Origin of the sequence: Actinoplanes oblitus, assembly GCF_030252345.1 — a bacterium.
In the GTDB taxonomy this organism is placed as follows: domain Bacteria; phylum Actinomycetota; class Actinomycetes; order Mycobacteriales; family Micromonosporaceae; genus Actinoplanes; species Actinoplanes oblitus.
This window is the reverse complement of record NZ_CP126980.1, coordinates 7,877,468-7,892,813: the sequence shown is the minus strand read 5'-3', so window position 1 is coordinate 7,892,813 and position 15,346 is coordinate 7,877,468. Positions and strand designations below refer to the sequence as shown.

Below are 15,346 nucleotides of genomic sequence, written 5' to 3'. Positions count from 1 at the left end.
GCCGGCGGCGCTATTGACCTTCCGCCAACCCGGTCCTACTGTGTGCACGTTCACACATCCGTAACACGCTCGTCGGCGCGGCGACATGTGTGCACGTGCACACATCGGTGACCAGGAGTTTTATGAGCGAGATCGTCCTGGGTTGTGACTACAACCCGGAGCAGTGGACACCCGACGTCTGGCGCGAGGACGTCGCGCTGATGCGCGAGGCCGGCGTCGGTCTGGTCGCGGTGAACATCTTCGGCTGGTCCAGCCTGGAGCCCAGCCCCGGCCGGTACGAGTTCGACGACCTGGACGAGGTCGTCGGCCTGCTGCACGCCGGCGGCATCCGGCTCAACCTGGGCACCGGCACCTCCTCGCCGCCCCCGTGGCTGACCACCCTGCACCCGGAGGTACTGCCGGTGGCCGCCGACGGCACCACCCGCTTCCCGGGTGGCCGCCAGGCCTGGTGCCCGAGCTCTCCGGTGTTCCGCGACCGGGCCTACGCGCTGGTCCGCCAGGTCGCCCGGCGGTACGGCGACCACCCGGCCCTCGCCCTCTGGCACGTCTCCAACGAGCTGGGCTGCCACAACGCGCTCTGCTACTGCGAGACCAGTGCCGAGGCATTCCGCTCCTGGCTGCGCCGCCGGTACGGCAAGATCGAAACCCTGAACGAGGCCTGGGGCACCGCCTTCTGGAGCCAGCGGTACGGCGACTGGGCCGAGATCCAGCCGCCGCGGGCCGCCCTGTCGATCCGCAACCCGGCGCAGATCGTCGACTTCCACCGCTTCAGCTCCGACGAGCTGCTGGACTACTACCGCGGCGAGACCGAGATCCTGCGGGCGCACTCGGCCGCCCCGGTCACCACGAACTTCATGGTCACCGCGCACATCCGCAATCTGGACTACTGGTCCTGGGCGCCGGAGATGGACGTGATCGCCAACGACCACTACCTGGACCACCGGCTCGGTGACCCGGCGGCCGAGCTGTCCTTCGCCGCGGACCTGACCCGGGGCCTGGCCGGCGGGCGGCCCTGGATGCTGATGGAGCAGTCGGCCGGCGCGGTCAACTGGCAGCCGCACAACCTGACCAAGGGGCCCGGCGAGATGCTCCGCAACACGCTCACCCACGTGGCCCGCGGCGCCGACGCGGTCTGCTTCTTCCAGTGGCGGGCCTCGGCGCAGGGTGCCGAGAAGTTCCACTCCGCGTTGCTGCCGCACGCCGGCACCGACACGGTCGCCTGGCGCGAGGTGCTGCGGCTGTCCGCCACCCTCGACGCGATCGGCGAGGTGGCCGGCACGACGGTCCAGGCCGACGTCGCGCTGGTCTTCAGCTGGGAGTCGTGGTGGGCTGCCGAGGGCGAGGCCCGGCCGTCCCAGGCGGTGCGCTACCTCGACCAGGTGCACGCGGCGCACCGGGCGCTCCGCGCGCTCGGCGTCACCTGCGACGTCGTCTCCCCGGACGCGGACCTCACCGGATACCGGCTGGTCGTCGTCCCGTGTCTCTACATGGTCGGTGACCTGGCGGCGGTCCGGATCGCCGACTACGTGGCCGGCGGCGGGCACCTGCTGGTCACCTTCTTCAGCGGGATCGTCGACGAGCGGGACCGGATCCGGCTGGGCGGTTACCCGGGCGCGTTCCGGGACGTGCTGGGCGTGCGGGCCGAGGAGTTCGCGCCGCTCAAACCGGGGCACGAGGTGCGACTCAGCAACGGCGCCACCGGATCGCTCTGGACCGAGCGGCTGCGGACCACGACCGCGGAGACGGTGGCCACCTATGCCGACGGGCCGCTGCCGGGTACGCCGGCGATCACGCGCAACGACTTCGGCGACGGGGTGGCGTGGTACGCCGCCACGGCTCTCGACGATGACGCCATGCGCGAGTTGACGCGACATGTCGTACGAAAAGCAGAAGTTGATCTTGATGAGCGCCTCGGTGACGGGCTCGAGGTGGTGCGGCGGACGGGCGGCGGGAACAGCTACCTCTTCGTCGTGAACCACGGGGCGAACGCCGTCGAGCAGCCCGCCACCGGGCACGACCTCATCAGCGGTGCACGGGTGGACGGCGTGCTGCGCGTCGAGGGCGGCGGGGTGGCAGTGGTCCGCGAGGAGGAGCCGGCGTGATCAAGAAGAGATCGATCCTCCTCTTCGTCGCCCCGTTCGGGTTGCTGTTCGCCGCCTTCTATCTGGCGCCGATCGGGTACGCGATCAAGCAGTCGCTCTACAAGGTCACCCGCACCGGCACCTTCGGCCCGGCCCGCGAGGTCTTCGGCGGCCTGGAGCAGTACCAGCGCGTGTTCCAGAACGGCCCGTTCTGGGAGTCGGTCGGCCGGGTCCTGCTCTTCGGCGTGGTCCAGGTCCCGATCATGCTGGGCCTGGCCCTGCTGCTCGCCCTGCTGCTCGACTCCGGCCTGGTCAAGGGCCGGCGCTTCTTCCGGCTGGCGTTCTTCGTCCCCTACGCGGTGCCCGGGGTGGTCGCCGCGATCATGTGGGGCTTCCTCTACTCACCGAACCTGTCCCCGTTCACCGCTGTCACCCGGAACGCGGACCTGCTCTCCGCCGACCTGGTGCTGTGGGCCATGGCCAACGTGGTGACCTGGGTCTACGTCGGCTACAACATGTTGATCATCTACTCCGCCCTGCTGGCGATTCCGCAGGAGGTCTACGAGGCGGCCACCATCGACGGCGCCGGCCGGTGGCGCACCGCCTGGTCCATCAAGATCCCGCTGGTCATGCCGGCGATCGTGCTGACCACCGTCTTCTCGATCATCGGCACCCTGCAGCTGCTCGCCGAGCCGCAGGTCTTCCGCACCTTCAGCTCGGCGGTCTCCAGCACCTACACGCCGAACCTGACCGTCTACTCCACCTCGTCGATCCCGAACTTCAACCTGGCCGCCGCGTTCAGCGTGGTCCTGGCCGTCGCCACGTTCGCCCTCTCGTTCACCTTCCTCAAGTTCACCCAGCGAGGGGGCGAGAAGTGAAGTCCAAAGCCGCCGCCATGAGCGTCATGGGCATCTGCACGCTGTACTTCCTGATCCCGATCTGGTGGCTGTTCGTCGGCGCGACGAAGTCCCGCGGCGACTTCTCCGGCACCGCGCCGCTCTGGTTCGCCGACTTCCACCTCGGGCAGAACCTGAGCGAGCTGTTCCACTACCGCGACGGCGTCTTCCTGCGCTGGATGCTGAACAGCGTCCTCTACACCGGCGGTGCCGCGCTGCTCGGCACCCTGCTCGCCGCGATGTGCGGGTACGCCCTGGCCAAGTACCGTTTCCCGGGCCGCGAGCTGCTCTTCAACGTCGTGCTCGGCGGGGTGCTGGTCCCGGCCACCGCACTGGCCCTGCCGCTCTTCCTGATCTTCAGCCAGCTGGCCGCGACGAACACCTTCTGGTCGGTCTTCCTGCCCAGCCTGGTCAACCCGTTCGGCGTGTACCTGGCCCGGATCTACGCCACCGCGAGTGTTCCGGACGAATTGCTGGAGGCCGCCCGGCTGGACGGCTCGGGCGAGGTGCGCACCTTCTTCACCGTCTCCAGCAAACTGATGTTCCCCGCCCTGGTGACCATTTTCCTGTTCCATTTCGTCGCGGTCTGGAACAACTTCCTGCTGCCGCTGATCATGCTCGGCAACGAGCGGTTGTTCCCCGTGACGCTCGGCCTGTACTCCTGGAACTCCCAGGTCAACCAGCTCCCCGAACTGCGGATGCTGGTGCTCACCGGCGCCCTTGTCTCGATCGTTCCGCTGGTCGTCGCCTTTCTGCTCCTCCAGCGGTTCTGGAGAAGCGGTCTCGGCTCCGGCGCTGTCAAATAATCCCTCCCTCCGGCAGATGAAGGCTTTCCCATGAGAAGAATTCTCGGCGTTCTCCTGACGTCCTCGCTGGCCCTTACCGCCTGCTCGTCGACGAGCGATGACACCGTGGCGGCCCCGGCCGCGAGTTGCGTTCCGTCGAGCGGTCCGGTCACCCTCACCTTCACCTCGTGGATCCCGAAGATCGAGGAGGTGGTCAAGGTCTGGAACGCGAAGAACCCGGACATCCAGGTCAAGGTCCAGACCGGCCCGAACGGCAACGGCGGCACCTATCAGAACTTCTTCAACCAGCTGAAGGCCGGCAACGCCCCGGACCTCGGCCAGATCGAGTACGACGCGCTGCCCAGCTTCCGCGTCCAGGACGGCCTGGAGAACCTGGCCGGCTGCAAGCCGGTCACCGACGCCAAGGACCAGTTCGTCGACTGGACCTGGAACCAGGTCACCTTCGGCGAGCAGAACGCCGTCTACGGCGTGCCGCAGGACGCCGGCCCGATGGCCCTGTTCTACCGCAAGGACCTCTTCGAGAAGGCCGGCATCCCGGTGCCGACGACCTGGGCGGAGTACGCCGCGGCGGCGGTCAAGGTGAAGGCCGCCGGCGGCTACATCACCAACTTCTCGCAGAGCGACATCAACCAGTTCGCCGGCCTGGCCTGGCAGGCCGGCGGCCGCTGGTTCAGCAACGACGGCAGCAAGTGGACCGTCGGCCTGCACGACGAGGCGACCACCAAGGTGGCCAACTACTGGCAGGATCTGATCAGCAAGAAGCTGGTCTCCGCGGTGCCGCCGTGGACCACGGAGTGGGACAACGCGTACAACAAGGGGCAGGCGTGGACCTGGGTGTCGGCGGTCTGGGGTGCCAACTCGATCTCCTCGGGGGCGCCGGCCACGGCCGGCAAGTGGGCGGTCGCCCCGATGCCGCAGTGGACCGCCGGCGGCAAGGTGGCCGGCAACTGGGGTGGCTCGTCCACGGCGGTCTTCAAGGGCTCGAAGCACCCCTACGAGGCGGCCCGGTTCGCGATCTGGCTGAACACCTCGGAGGAGGCGCTCACCCTGCTCAACCAGGATGCCAACCTGTACCCGGCGACCAAGGCCGGCGCCACGCTCCCGGCGCTGTCCAAGGGCGTCGACTTCTACGGCGGGCAGCAGATCTATGACGTCTTCGCCGAGGCGTCCGCCCAGGTCAGCCCGGACTTCACCTGGGGACCGACGATGACCTCCACCTACGCCACCGCCTCCGACGGCTTCAAGGCGGCGGTCTCCGGCCAGGGCACGCTGCTGGACGCGCTGGAGAAGGCGCAGGCATCGACCATCGACAACCTCAAATCGCAGAGCATCCCGGTCGCCGAGTGACCGAGTTCCACCTGCGCGCCGCGGGCGTCAGCCTCGTGCTGGACGCTCGCGGCGCCGTTCTGCACTGGGGTCCCGATCTCGGCTCGCTGCCGTTCTCCCTGGCCGCCACGCGGATCCCGGCGATTCCGCCGAGCTCGATCGACGTACCCCTGACGCTGCCTCTGCTGCCCACCGCCGGTGACGGCTGGACCGGCCGGCCCGCGGTGGCGGGCCACCGCGACGGAAAACCCTGCGGCACGCCGCGGGCCGTCGCCGTCGAGGCCGGCGAGAACACGATTTCGGTACGCTCGGAGAGCGCCGACGGCGTGCACGTCACCACCGAGGCCGAACTGACAGCCGAAGGTGTCCTGCGAGTCCGGCACGTCCTGGAGAACCGCGGTCCCGGCGTTCTCACCGTGGCGAACCTGGACGTCCTGCTGCCGATCCCGGCCGAGGCGTCCGAGCTGCTCGACTTCACCGGCCTGTGGGCGCACGAGCGGCGGCCGCAGCGCGCGGAGCTGCGCCACGGGGTGTGGAGCCGGGAGAGCCGGCACGGGCGGCCCGGGCACGACGACGCGTTCCTGCTGATGGCCGGCACACCCGGATTCGGCTTCCGGACCGGCCGGGTCTGGGCGCTGCACCTGTCCTGGAGTGGTGACAAACAGATCTGGGCCGAGCGTTCCGCGCTGGGGCCCACTGTCGTCGGCGCGGGGGAGTTGCTGGGCCCGGGAGAGATCCGGCTTGATCCCGGCGAGTCCTATCCGGCACCGTGGGCGGTGGCGGTCTACTCCGATTCCGGGATCGACGGGCTCTCCGATCGGCTGCATCAGTGGATCCGCTCGGTCAAGCGTCGCGACACACCGCGGCCGGTCGTGCTGAACACCTGGGAAGCCGTCTACTTCGACCATTCCCTGACCCGGCTCACCGCGTTGGCCGACGCCGCCGCCGAGGTGGGCGTCGAGCGATTCGTGCTCGACGACGGCTGGTTCACCGGGCGCCGGGACGACCGCCGCGCGCTCGGCGACTGGTACGTCGACCCGGACGTCTGGCCGGACGGCCTGCATCCGCTGATCGCCCACGTCCACGCGGCGGGCATGGACTTCGGGCTCTGGGTCGAACCGGAGATGGTCAGCGCCGACTCGGCCCTGGCGCGGGAGCATCCGTCCTGGATCCTGGGACCGCCGGAGGCGCCGACCTGGCGTCACCAGCGGGTGCTCGATCTGTCGGTGCCGGCCGCTTTCGATCACATCCGGGGGCGGCTCACCGACCTGCTCACCGAGTACCCGATCGCCTTCCTGAAATGGGACCACAACCGGGACCTGCTGCAGCCCGGCGCCGCGCACCGGCAAACGCTGGCGGTGCACCGGCTGCTCGGCGAGCTGCGGTCGGCGTTCCCGCACCTGGAGATCGAGAGCTGCGCCTCCGGTGGTGGCCGGGTCGACCTGGGCATCCTGCCGTATGTCGACAGGTTCTGGACCTCGGACACCAACGACCCGCTGGACCGGCAGCGGATCCAGCGCTGGACCGGCGTCCTGATCCCGCCCGAGTTCCTCGGCGGTCACCTGGGCGCCGGCACGGCACACGTCACCGGGCGTACCTCGGCTCTGGGTCTCCGGATGGCCACCGCCCTGTTCGGGCACGCGGGCATCGAGTGGGACGTCTCCCGCGCCTCGCCCGCCGACCGCGCGGCGATCGCCGAGTGGACCGCCGAGTACAAGCGGCTGCGCCCGCTGCTGCACTCCGGCGTCGTGGTCCGGGCGGACTCGCCGGACCCGGCGATCCTGGTGCACGGCGTCGTCGCCCGGGACCGCTCGGAGGCGGTGTTCGCCCTGGTCACCCTGGACGCGCCGGCGACCGCCCTGCCGCCGCCGATGCGCCTGCCGGGTCTCGACCCGGACCGGCTCTACACGGTGCGCCCGCTGGGGCACGCGCCCAAGACGGTCCAGGACGCTCCGCCGCCGTGGTTCGCGGGCGGCGCGGTCACGCTGCCCGGCCGGGTGCTGGCCGAGGCCGGCCTGCCCGTCCCGCTGCTGGCCCCGGAGCAGGCCGCCCTGTTCACCGTGACAGCCTCCTGACCCACGGCTGGTCGTCACGGTGGTCTCCGGGCGCGGGACACCACCGTGAGCACCAGCCCGGGGGTGTGTGCGGCTGGTCGTGACGGTGGTCTCCGGGCGCGGGACACCACCGTGAGCACCAGCCCCGGGGTGTGTGCGGCTGGTCGTGACGGTGGTCTCCGGGCGCGGGACACCACCGTGAGTGCCAGCCCCGGGGTGTGTGCGGCTGGTCGTGACGGTGGTCTGCGGGCGTGGGATACCACCGCCACGACCAGCCGTGGGGTGTCGGGGATGCGACAGAGCGGGGCGGTGACCGGTTCCGGACGGTGACGATGTCACTCCATCGTGGACGTGGGGGTGGCATCGCATGGTTCGACGCTGGACGACATTGCCGCTGGCAGCGCTGCTCGCCACCACCGCGCTGGGCGCACCGGCCCAGGCCGCCCCGGGTACCGGGCGGTACGTGGTGCGGCTCAGTACCGCGGCCGCTCCGGATCGGGTCACCCGGCTGGGCGGCACGGTGCACCGCCGGTTCAGCTCGGCACTGCACGGCTTCAGCGCCGACCTCACCCCGGCCGCCGCGGCCCGGCTGCGCCGCGACCCCGCCGTCGTCGCGGTCGACCCGGTCCGCCCGGTGCGGATCAGCGACACCCAGACCGGCGCCGGGTGGGGCCTGGACCGCGCCGACCAGCGCGCGCTGCCGCTGGACGGCAAGTACACCTGGACCGGCGGCGGCGCCGGCGTGACCGTCTACGTGGTCGACACCGGGGTGATGGTCACCCACACCGACTTCCAGGGCCGGGCCACCGCGCCGGTGAGCACCGTCGACGACCCGTTCGGCACCACCGACTGCAACGGGCACGGCACGCACGTGGCCGGCACCGTCGCCGGAGCCACCTACGGCATCGCCAAGAAGGCCACCGTGATCGGCGTACGGGTGCTCGACTGCCAGGGCAACGGCACCGACGAGGGGGTCGCCGCCGGACTCGACTGGGTGATCGCCCACCACACCGGCGGGCCCGCGGTGGTCAACCTGAGCCTCGGCGGCGACCCGTCGCCGGTCCTGGAGCAGGCGGTCAACGCCACCGTCGCGGACGGCATCACGGTGGTCGCCGCGGCCGGCAACGACAGCGGCGACGCCTGCCAGCACAGCCCGGCCCGGGTGCCGGCCGCGGTCACCGTGGGCGCCACCGCCAAGGACGACACGCTGGCCTGGTTCTCCAACCGGGGGGCGTGCGTCGACCTGCTCGGCCCCGGCGACGACATCGAGTCCGCGGCCACCTGGTCGAACACCGCCAGCACCACGATGTCCGGCACCTCGATGGCCACCCCGCACGTGGCCGGCGCCGCGGCCCTGCTGCTCGGCCGCGAACCCACGCTCACCCCGGCCGTGGTCGCCGCCCGGCTCGCCTCGTCGGCCACCCCCGGCGTGGTCCGCGGGCTGCCCGGGGACACGGCGAATCTGCTGGTCAGCACGCTGACCACGGTGCTGCCGCTGACCACCCCGGCCGCCCGCCGGCTGCCGGACCCGCTGGTGAACCGGGCGTACGCCGTCACGTTGCGGGCCACCGGCGGCGTCGGGCCGTACACCTGGACCACCGCCGCCGGGACCCTGCCGGCCGGGCTGAAACTCAGCGCCGCGGGCGTGGTCAGCGGGACGCCGACCGCCGCCACCGCCGCTACCACGGTCACCGCGCGGGTCAAGGACAGCGGTGGCCGTACCGCCGACTCGAAGATCACCCTGGCGGTCCGGACCCCGGGGCTGCCGGCCGTCGGCGAGTTCCTGCCGGTGGCGCGCGGAACCGGCGGCGGCCAGTCCTCAGCGGACGCCGGACCGGTGTCGCTGAGCGCCGACGGCCGTTACGCCGCGTTCGTCGCCACCGCCGGTGACCTGGTCGCCGGGGACACCAACGGGGTCGCCGACGTCTTCGTCACCGACCTGGCCACCGCCACCACCACACTGGTCAGCCGGACCACCGCGGGCGCCGTCGCGGACGCGGCGAGCTGGCAGCCGGACATCTCGGCGGACGGCCGGTGGATCGCGTTCACCTCGTCGGCGCGGCTCGCCACCGACGACACCAACGACACCACCGACGTCTACCTCGCCGACCGGACCACCGGCGCGGTCCGGCTGGTCAGCCGCCCGGCCGGGAAACCGGCCGCGGGCCGCAGCGAGGCCCCGTCGGTCAGCTCGGACGGGACCCGGGTCGCCTACGTCTCGGCCGAACCGGTCCTGTGGGGCGGCACCGAAGCGCCGATCACCGACCAGGTGCTGGTGGCGACGATCGCCACCGGCGCGCAGACACTGGCCAGCGTCACCACCGGCGGCAAGCCCGGCGGCGACGGGAGCAGCGACCCGGTGCTCTCCGGCGACGGCCGGTACGTCGCCTTCACCTCCTCCGCCGCCCAGCTCAGCAGTGCCACACCGGCGAGCAACTACGCGGCGCACGCGTACCGCCGGGATCTGACGGCCGGCACCACCAGGATGGTCTCCACCCGCGCCGACGGCACCGCCGACACCTGGGGCGAGGTGCTCGACCTGTCCGCCGACGGCCGGTACGTGCTGCTCACCTCGATGGACCAGCTGGCCGGCGACGTCGGCGCGGTCTACACCCAGGCGTACTGGCGTGACCTGAGCACCGGCACCACCCGGGTGGCGAGCCGCGACCCCGGCGCCGCCTACACCGCCGATCGGGTCGTGGGCGGTCACCTCTCCGGCGACGGCACCCAGGTCACGGTGTCGGTCGAGCACAGCGACCCGCTCGACCCGTCGGCCGACGCGGTGAGCGTCCTCGCCGTCACCCCGGCGAGCGGGGCGTCCCGGCGGGTGGGGCCGTGGTACACCCCGCTCGCCCAGGACTACACCGGCGATCGGCGGGTCTCCGACGGCACGGCGTTGTCGCGCGACGGCGCCTACGTCGCGCTGGCCACCACCGACGCGTCAGCGGTCCCGGGCTACACGTCGGGTCCGCTCACCCCCGCGGTCACCCGCCTGCGTTGACCGCGGGCGGCGGCGCTCCGGGCGTACCGGAAAGCTAGCCGCCGCCGAAGCGTTCGGTGCGGACCTTCTTCGGGTCGTGCCCCAGGGCGACCAGGATGTCGGCGGCGGTCTCGACGAAGGACGTCGGGCCGCAGACGAAGACGTCCGGGCCGAAGTCCGGCGGCCAGCCGTGCGAGTTGAGGGTGGACACGTCGATCCGCTTCGGCGGGGTGGGCCAGCCGTCCGGGGTCTTGCGGGTGTAGACGACGTGGACGTCCAGGCCCGGGTCCTCGCGGACGCGGCGGCGCAGCTCGTCGGCGTAACAGGCGTCCTCGGGGGTGCGGACCGAGTAGATCAGCCGGAACGGCTGGCGGGTCCGGCGCCGGCCGCGGTCGCGGATCATCGCCATCAGCGGGACGATGCCGGAGCCGCCGGCCACCAGCAGGACCGGGGCCGGCCCGGTGGCGCGCCAGACGAACCAGCCGCCGATCGGGCCGCGCAGCTCGATCTGGTCGCCGGGCTCGACCACGTCCGTCAGATAGGGCGAGACCTCGCCGTCGTCCAGGCGCTGCACGGTGATCTCGACAAGGCCCCCACCGGAGGCCGGGACCTCGCCGGACCAGTCCGAGGCGATCGAATAGCTGCGCTGGGCCGAGTAGCCGTCCTCCGCGGTGAGGCGCAGGTCGAGGTGCTGGCCGGGCAGGTGCCCGGGCCAGTCCGGGATGTCCAGGACGAGGGTGCGGGCCGACGACGTCTCCTGGCGAATCGCGGAGACGGTGGCGACCCGCCAGCTCAGTCGCCCTGGTAGCGCTGTTCTGACCACGGGTCTCCGTACATGTGGTAGCCGGCGGCCTCCCAGAAGCCGGGCTCATCCTCCACCAACATCTCCAGGCCGTTGACCCACTTGGCCGACTTCCAGAAGTACAGGTGCGGGACCAGCAGCCGGGCCGGGCCGCCGTGCTCCGGGTGCAGCGGCTCGCCGTCGAACTCGTAGGCGATCCACGCCTTCCCGTCGAGCAGGTCCTCGAGGGGCAGGTTGGTGGTGTAGCCGCCGTAGCTGTGCGCCATCACGTAGTCGGCGGCGGTCTCCACGTCCTCGAACAGGGTGTCCAGCGAGACGCCGCGCCAGGTGGTGCCGAGCTTGGACCACTTGGTGACGCAGTGGATGTCCCTGGTGATCTCCTCGGACGGCAGCGCGGTGAACTGCGCCCAGTCCCAGGTGTGTTTCTCCCCGATCTCGGTGGCGACGGTGAGTTTCCACCGGTCCAGCGGGACGCGCGGGGTCGGACCGGCGGAGAGGACCGGGAAGTCGTGTGTCAGGTACTGACCGGGAGGCAGGTCGGGTGCGGAGTCACGCCGCCGCCCGCCGAAGCCCCGGGAGATGATGCCCATGGGGTATGAGTAAACCCCATGTTCGATCAGGCCTTCACGGTCTTGCTGGTGACTCCGGCCACCCCGCTGGTGGAGACCAGCACCACCCGGTAACTGCCGCCGCCGACCAGGCCGGTGACCTTCCGGCTACCGGTGGCGGCGTAGCTGCGCACGGTGGACCAGCGCTGGTGCAGGTATCGCTGCACGATGAGTCGCTGGCCGGTGGCGCCGGAGACCCGTACGGTCAGCGTCTTCCGCGCGCCGCGGGACACCGCTACCGCCGCCCTGACGGTGTACGCGCTGGTCGCCGACGCGCCGGAGGCGACCAGCCGGACCCGGAAGGAGGCGGTCGCGATCCGGGTCACGGTGTAGGCGCCGGTGGTGCCGGTCCGGGCGGCGGTGCAGGACCAGGAGCCGCCGCCGACGGAGACGCAGACCGAGACGGGCTGGGAGGCCCACGGCTTGCCGGCGGTGGTGACCCGGAAGGTGGTGCTGGTGCGGGTCCGGTAGGCGACGGTCCGGCTGGTCACGCTGGTGGTGACCCGCGGCTTGGCGGGGACCGGGGTGGTGCTGGCGGTCGGCGAGGGAGACGAGGGCGCCGAGGGAGACGAGGTGGGGGAGGCGGTCGACGAGGGAGACGAGGTGGGGGAGGCGGTCGACGAGGGAGACGAGGTGGGGGAGGCGGTCGACGAGGGAGTCGAGGTGGGGGCGGTCGGCGAGGGAGGCGAGGACGACGACGGGCTGGCCGGGACGACCGCGTCGAGGGCCGCGACCGCGTCCACCCGCCCGTACCCGAAATCGGTGTCCTTGCCCGCCGGCCCGAGGTCGACGGCGGACCTCTCCAGAGCCGACTCCACCTCGTCCGGGGACAGCCCCGGCGAGGCCGCGAGCAGCAGCGCCGCCAACCCCGCGACGTGCGGCGAGGCCATCGAGGTGCCGCTCATGGTGGCGTATCCGGCGGCCGCCAGCCCGGTCGGGTAGGTGCTCAGGATCGCGCTGCCCGGCGCTGCCACGTCCACGTAGTCGCCGGCGTTCGAGTACGACGCCACCCGGTCCGCCGCGTCGGTGGCGGCCACCGCGATCACCCCGGGATCGGCCCCCGGGTAGCTGGTCGGGCTGCCCTTCGCGCGGTCGTTGCCGGCCGCCGCCACCACGACCACACCCTTACCCCTGGCGTACGCGACGGCGTTCGTCACCGCGCTGGACCGGTCCGTCCCGCCCAGCGACATGTTGATCACGTCAGCGCCGTGGTCGGCGGCCCAGACGATGCCCTCGGCGGTGTCCGAGTCGTAGCCGACGCCGTTCGCGTCGAGCACCCGGACCGGCAGGATCTCGACGTCCGGGGCGACCGACGCGACGCCGGTCCCGTTGCCGGTCAGCGCCGCGATGGTGCCCGCCACGTGGGTGCCGTGCCCGTGCGCGTCGGTGGTGCCGCCGGGCCGGTCGGCGGTGGCGTCGTACCCGGTGAGCACGTGGCCGGCCAGGTCCGGGTGGTTCGCGTCGACCCCGGTGTCGATCACCGCGACGGTGACCCCGGCGCCGGTCGAGCGCTGCCAGGCGGTGGGCGCGTTCATCGTGGTGAGGTCCCACTGCTTGGCGCGGTAGGTGTCCGTCCCGGTGGGTGCCTCCAGGGCCCGGACGATGCCGTCGACCTCCACGCCGAGCGCGTTGTCCGCCCGCTGCGCCTCGACCACCAGCCGGGTGGCGGTGGCCTTGTCGGTCGCCTGGTGCACCCGGACGACCGGGCGGCCCGCGGCGTCCAGGGTGGTACTGACCACCCGGGCGGGCTTGGCGGCGGACACCTCGGCGGGCAGGATCCGCTCCGGCGGGGCGGCCAGGGCGTACGACACCGGCTGCCAGCCCGGGCCGCCGACCGGCACGACCAGCGCGCCCAGCGTGGCGAGCGCCGCCGCCGTCAGCATGCCCGCGAAAGCCCTGCGTCGCATTCGTCCCCGCCCCTCGTCCGCCGGCCGTGGTCGGCCCCCGGAGCAAAGGTCGGTCCGCCGGAGTGCGCGCGGGTCAGCTCCCGGGTGCAGTCGAGGTGCGGGCTCCGCCGGGCGACGGCCGGCGGCCGTCCGGTGCCACGCCTGGATCCCACGAGATCCACCGGCGGGCCTAGAATCGGGCGTATGCCGCTGACCGGTGAATACGAGCCCAGCACTTCCGACTGGGCGCGCGAGCAGGCCGAGAAATACGACGCGACCGATGGCGCCGACGCCAACACGATCCTGGACAGACCGATCGTCCTGCTCACGTCCGTGGGGGCGAAATCCGGGAAACTGCGCAAGACCCCGCTGATGCGGGTGGAGCACGAGGGGGAGTATCTCGTCGTCGGCTCGCTCGGCGGCGCTCCGAAGAACCCGGTGTGGGTCTACAACCTGCGCAAGAACCCGCATGTCGAGCTGCAGGACGGCGCGGAGCGGCACGACTACACGGCACGGGAGCTGTCCGGCGCCGAGCGGGAGGTCTGGTGGGCGAGGGCGGTCGAGGCGTTTCCCAACTACGCGGAGTACCAGACGAAGACGGACCGGTTGATCCCGGTGTTCCTGCTGACGCGTCGCTGACCGAGGGCGCGGGCGACCCCGACCGGTCGCCCGCAACCCGCCCGGTGGGCGCGAACAACGCGGAAAAAGGGGATGCCACCAGGGCACCAGCCCGCGATCATGGAGGCATGCGGACCCCCCACCAGCCCCTCGACCGAGCCAACGGTGCGGTCCCGGCCGCCCGCACCCCGGCCTCCGCGGCCGCGCCGGCCAGCCTGCCGCTGGCCGGTTCCGTCGACGACGGAGACCGGCTGGTGGACCTGGTCGACCTGATCGCGCTCGACCCGTTCGTCACCGGCCGGGAACCGTTCGGCCGCACCACCTGGCTGGAAAACCTGAAGGCCGACGCGCCGCTCACCATTCCGGACGCCCGCGTGGTGCGGGACGCGGTGGAGGACGACGGGCACGGCCGGCTCAGCGTCGGCGACGGCTGGACCCTGCACGTGATGCGCTGGAAGCAGAGCCGCCGGGCCCGGGTCACCGTCACCGCGATCGCCAGCGAGCTGGCCGAGACGGTGCTCCGCGCGGTGATCACCGACGCGGTGGAGGAGCCGGCCCCGGCCGACGACAGCGTGCCGGTCGGCTTCTGGCACTACGGCCCGCACGGTCCGCGCCGCACCCAGCGGGAGATCGGCGCCGCGCCCTGGGAGAGCATCAAGCCGAACTACGCCCGTCCGGTCGCCGACACCCTGGAGCGGCTGATGGCGATCGACGCGACCTCGGTCACCGGGCGGCTCCTGCTGCTGCACGGTGAGCCGGGCACCGGCAAGACCACCGCGCTGCGGGCGCTCGCCCAGCAGTGGCGGTCGTGGTGCCAGGTGGACTGCGTGCTCGACCCGGAGCGGCTGTTCGGCGACCCGGCCTACCTGATGAGCGTGGCGCTGGGCAGCGGCGACGAGGACGAGCCGAAATGGCGGCTGCTGATGCTCGAGGACTGCGACGAGCTGATCAGCGGGGACGCCAAGGCCAGTGCCGGGCAGTCGCTGTCCCGGCTGCTCAACCTGACCGACGGCCTGCTCGGCCAGGGCCGCAACGCGCTGATCGCGATCACCACCAACGAGGACCTGTCGGCGCTGCACCCCGCGGTGATCCGGCCGGGCCGCTGCCTGGCCAGCATCGAGGTGGGCCGGCTGCCCTACCCCGAGGCGGTGGCCTGGCTCGGCACCTCCACAGGTGTCGGCCCGGAGGGCGCCACGCTGGCCGAGCTCTACGCGCTGAGGACCGGCGCCCAGCCGGTCACCGTCCCGAAACAGCTCCCGTCCACCGGGATGTACCTGTAGGCAGGCGCC

Annotated in this window: 11 protein-coding genes; 8 read left to right on the top strand and 3 right to left on the bottom strand. The window is 72.1% G+C overall.

What is annotated here, in order from left to right; all coding sequences use genetic code 11:
• The first annotated feature begins 122 nt into the window (after nucleotides 1–122).
• From Actob_RS35085 to Actob_RS35060, 6 genes are all read left to right on the top strand, one after another.
• Nucleotides 123–2,102 (top strand): beta-galactosidase, encoded by a 1,980-nt coding sequence (locus Actob_RS35085; RefSeq protein WP_284916214.1) that lies wholly within the window; start codon nucleotides 123–125, stop codon nucleotides 2,100–2,102.
• Entirely contained in the window at nucleotides 2,099–2,959 is an 861-nt protein-coding gene (locus Actob_RS35080; protein ID WP_284916213.1) for a carbohydrate ABC transporter permease, read from the top strand. Before Actob_RS35085 ends, Actob_RS35080 begins: the two co-directional genes overlap by 4 nt.
• Nucleotides 2,956–3,783 (top strand): carbohydrate ABC transporter permease, encoded by an 828-nt coding sequence (locus Actob_RS35075; protein WP_284916212.1) that lies wholly within the window; start codon nucleotides 2,956–2,958, stop codon nucleotides 3,781–3,783. Before Actob_RS35080 ends, Actob_RS35075 begins: the two co-directional genes overlap by 4 nt.
• A gap of 30 nt (nucleotides 3,784–3,813) precedes the next feature.
• Nucleotides 3,814–5,130, top strand: coding sequence for an ABC transporter substrate-binding protein (locus Actob_RS35070; protein WP_284916211.1), 1,317 nt, complete (start codon nucleotides 3,814–3,816; stop codon nucleotides 5,128–5,130).
• A complete protein-coding gene (locus tag Actob_RS35065) occupies nucleotides 5,127–7,184 on the top strand; it encodes an alpha-galactosidase (RefSeq protein ID WP_284916210.1) in 2,058 nt (685 codons plus the stop codon). The genes Actob_RS35070 and Actob_RS35065 overlap by 4 nt, the downstream gene beginning before the upstream one ends.
• A 346-nt stretch (nucleotides 7,185–7,530) precedes the next feature.
• Entirely contained in the window at nucleotides 7,531–10,164 is a 2,634-nt protein-coding gene (locus Actob_RS35060) for a S8 family serine peptidase (RefSeq protein ID WP_284916209.1), read from the top strand.
• A 34-nt stretch (nucleotides 10,165–10,198) separates the two neighbouring features.
• Here the strand turns inward: Actob_RS35060 and Actob_RS35055 are convergent, their stop codons facing one another.
• From Actob_RS35055 to Actob_RS35045, 3 genes are read right to left on the bottom strand one after another with little or no spacing between them, the layout of a single operon-like run.
• A complete protein-coding gene (locus Actob_RS35055) occupies nucleotides 10,199–10,966 on the bottom strand; it encodes a ferredoxin reductase (RefSeq protein WP_284916208.1) in 768 nt (255 codons plus the stop codon).
• Nucleotides 10,936–11,535, bottom strand: a complete 600-nt coding sequence (locus Actob_RS35050; RefSeq protein WP_284916207.1) for a sulfite oxidase-like oxidoreductase — start codon at nucleotides 11,533–11,535, stop codon at nucleotides 10,936–10,938. The genes Actob_RS35055 and Actob_RS35050 overlap by 31 nt, the downstream gene beginning before the upstream one ends.
• Before the next feature lie 26 nt (nucleotides 11,536–11,561).
• Nucleotides 11,562–13,460 carry a S8 family peptidase gene (locus Actob_RS35045; protein WP_284916206.1) on the bottom strand — a complete coding sequence of 633 codons (1,899 nt, stop codon included), beginning with the start codon at nucleotides 13,458–13,460 and terminating at the stop codon, nucleotides 11,562–11,564.
• Between the two features lie 183 nt (nucleotides 13,461–13,643).
• Between Actob_RS35045 and Actob_RS35040 the strand changes: the two genes are divergently transcribed.
• Together Actob_RS35040 and Actob_RS35035 are read left to right on the top strand one after the other, a co-directional pair.
• Nucleotides 13,644–14,078 (top strand): nitroreductase family deazaflavin-dependent oxidoreductase, encoded by a 435-nt coding sequence (locus tag Actob_RS35040; protein ID WP_284916205.1) that lies wholly within the window; start codon nucleotides 13,644–13,646, stop codon nucleotides 14,076–14,078.
• 107 nt (nucleotides 14,079–14,185) lie between these two features.
• Complete coding sequence (locus Actob_RS35035) at nucleotides 14,186–15,337, top strand: DUF5925 domain-containing protein (protein ID WP_284916204.1); 1,152 nt, start codon at nucleotides 14,186–14,188, stop codon at nucleotides 15,335–15,337.
• Nucleotides 15,338–15,346: the final 9 nt, after the last annotated feature.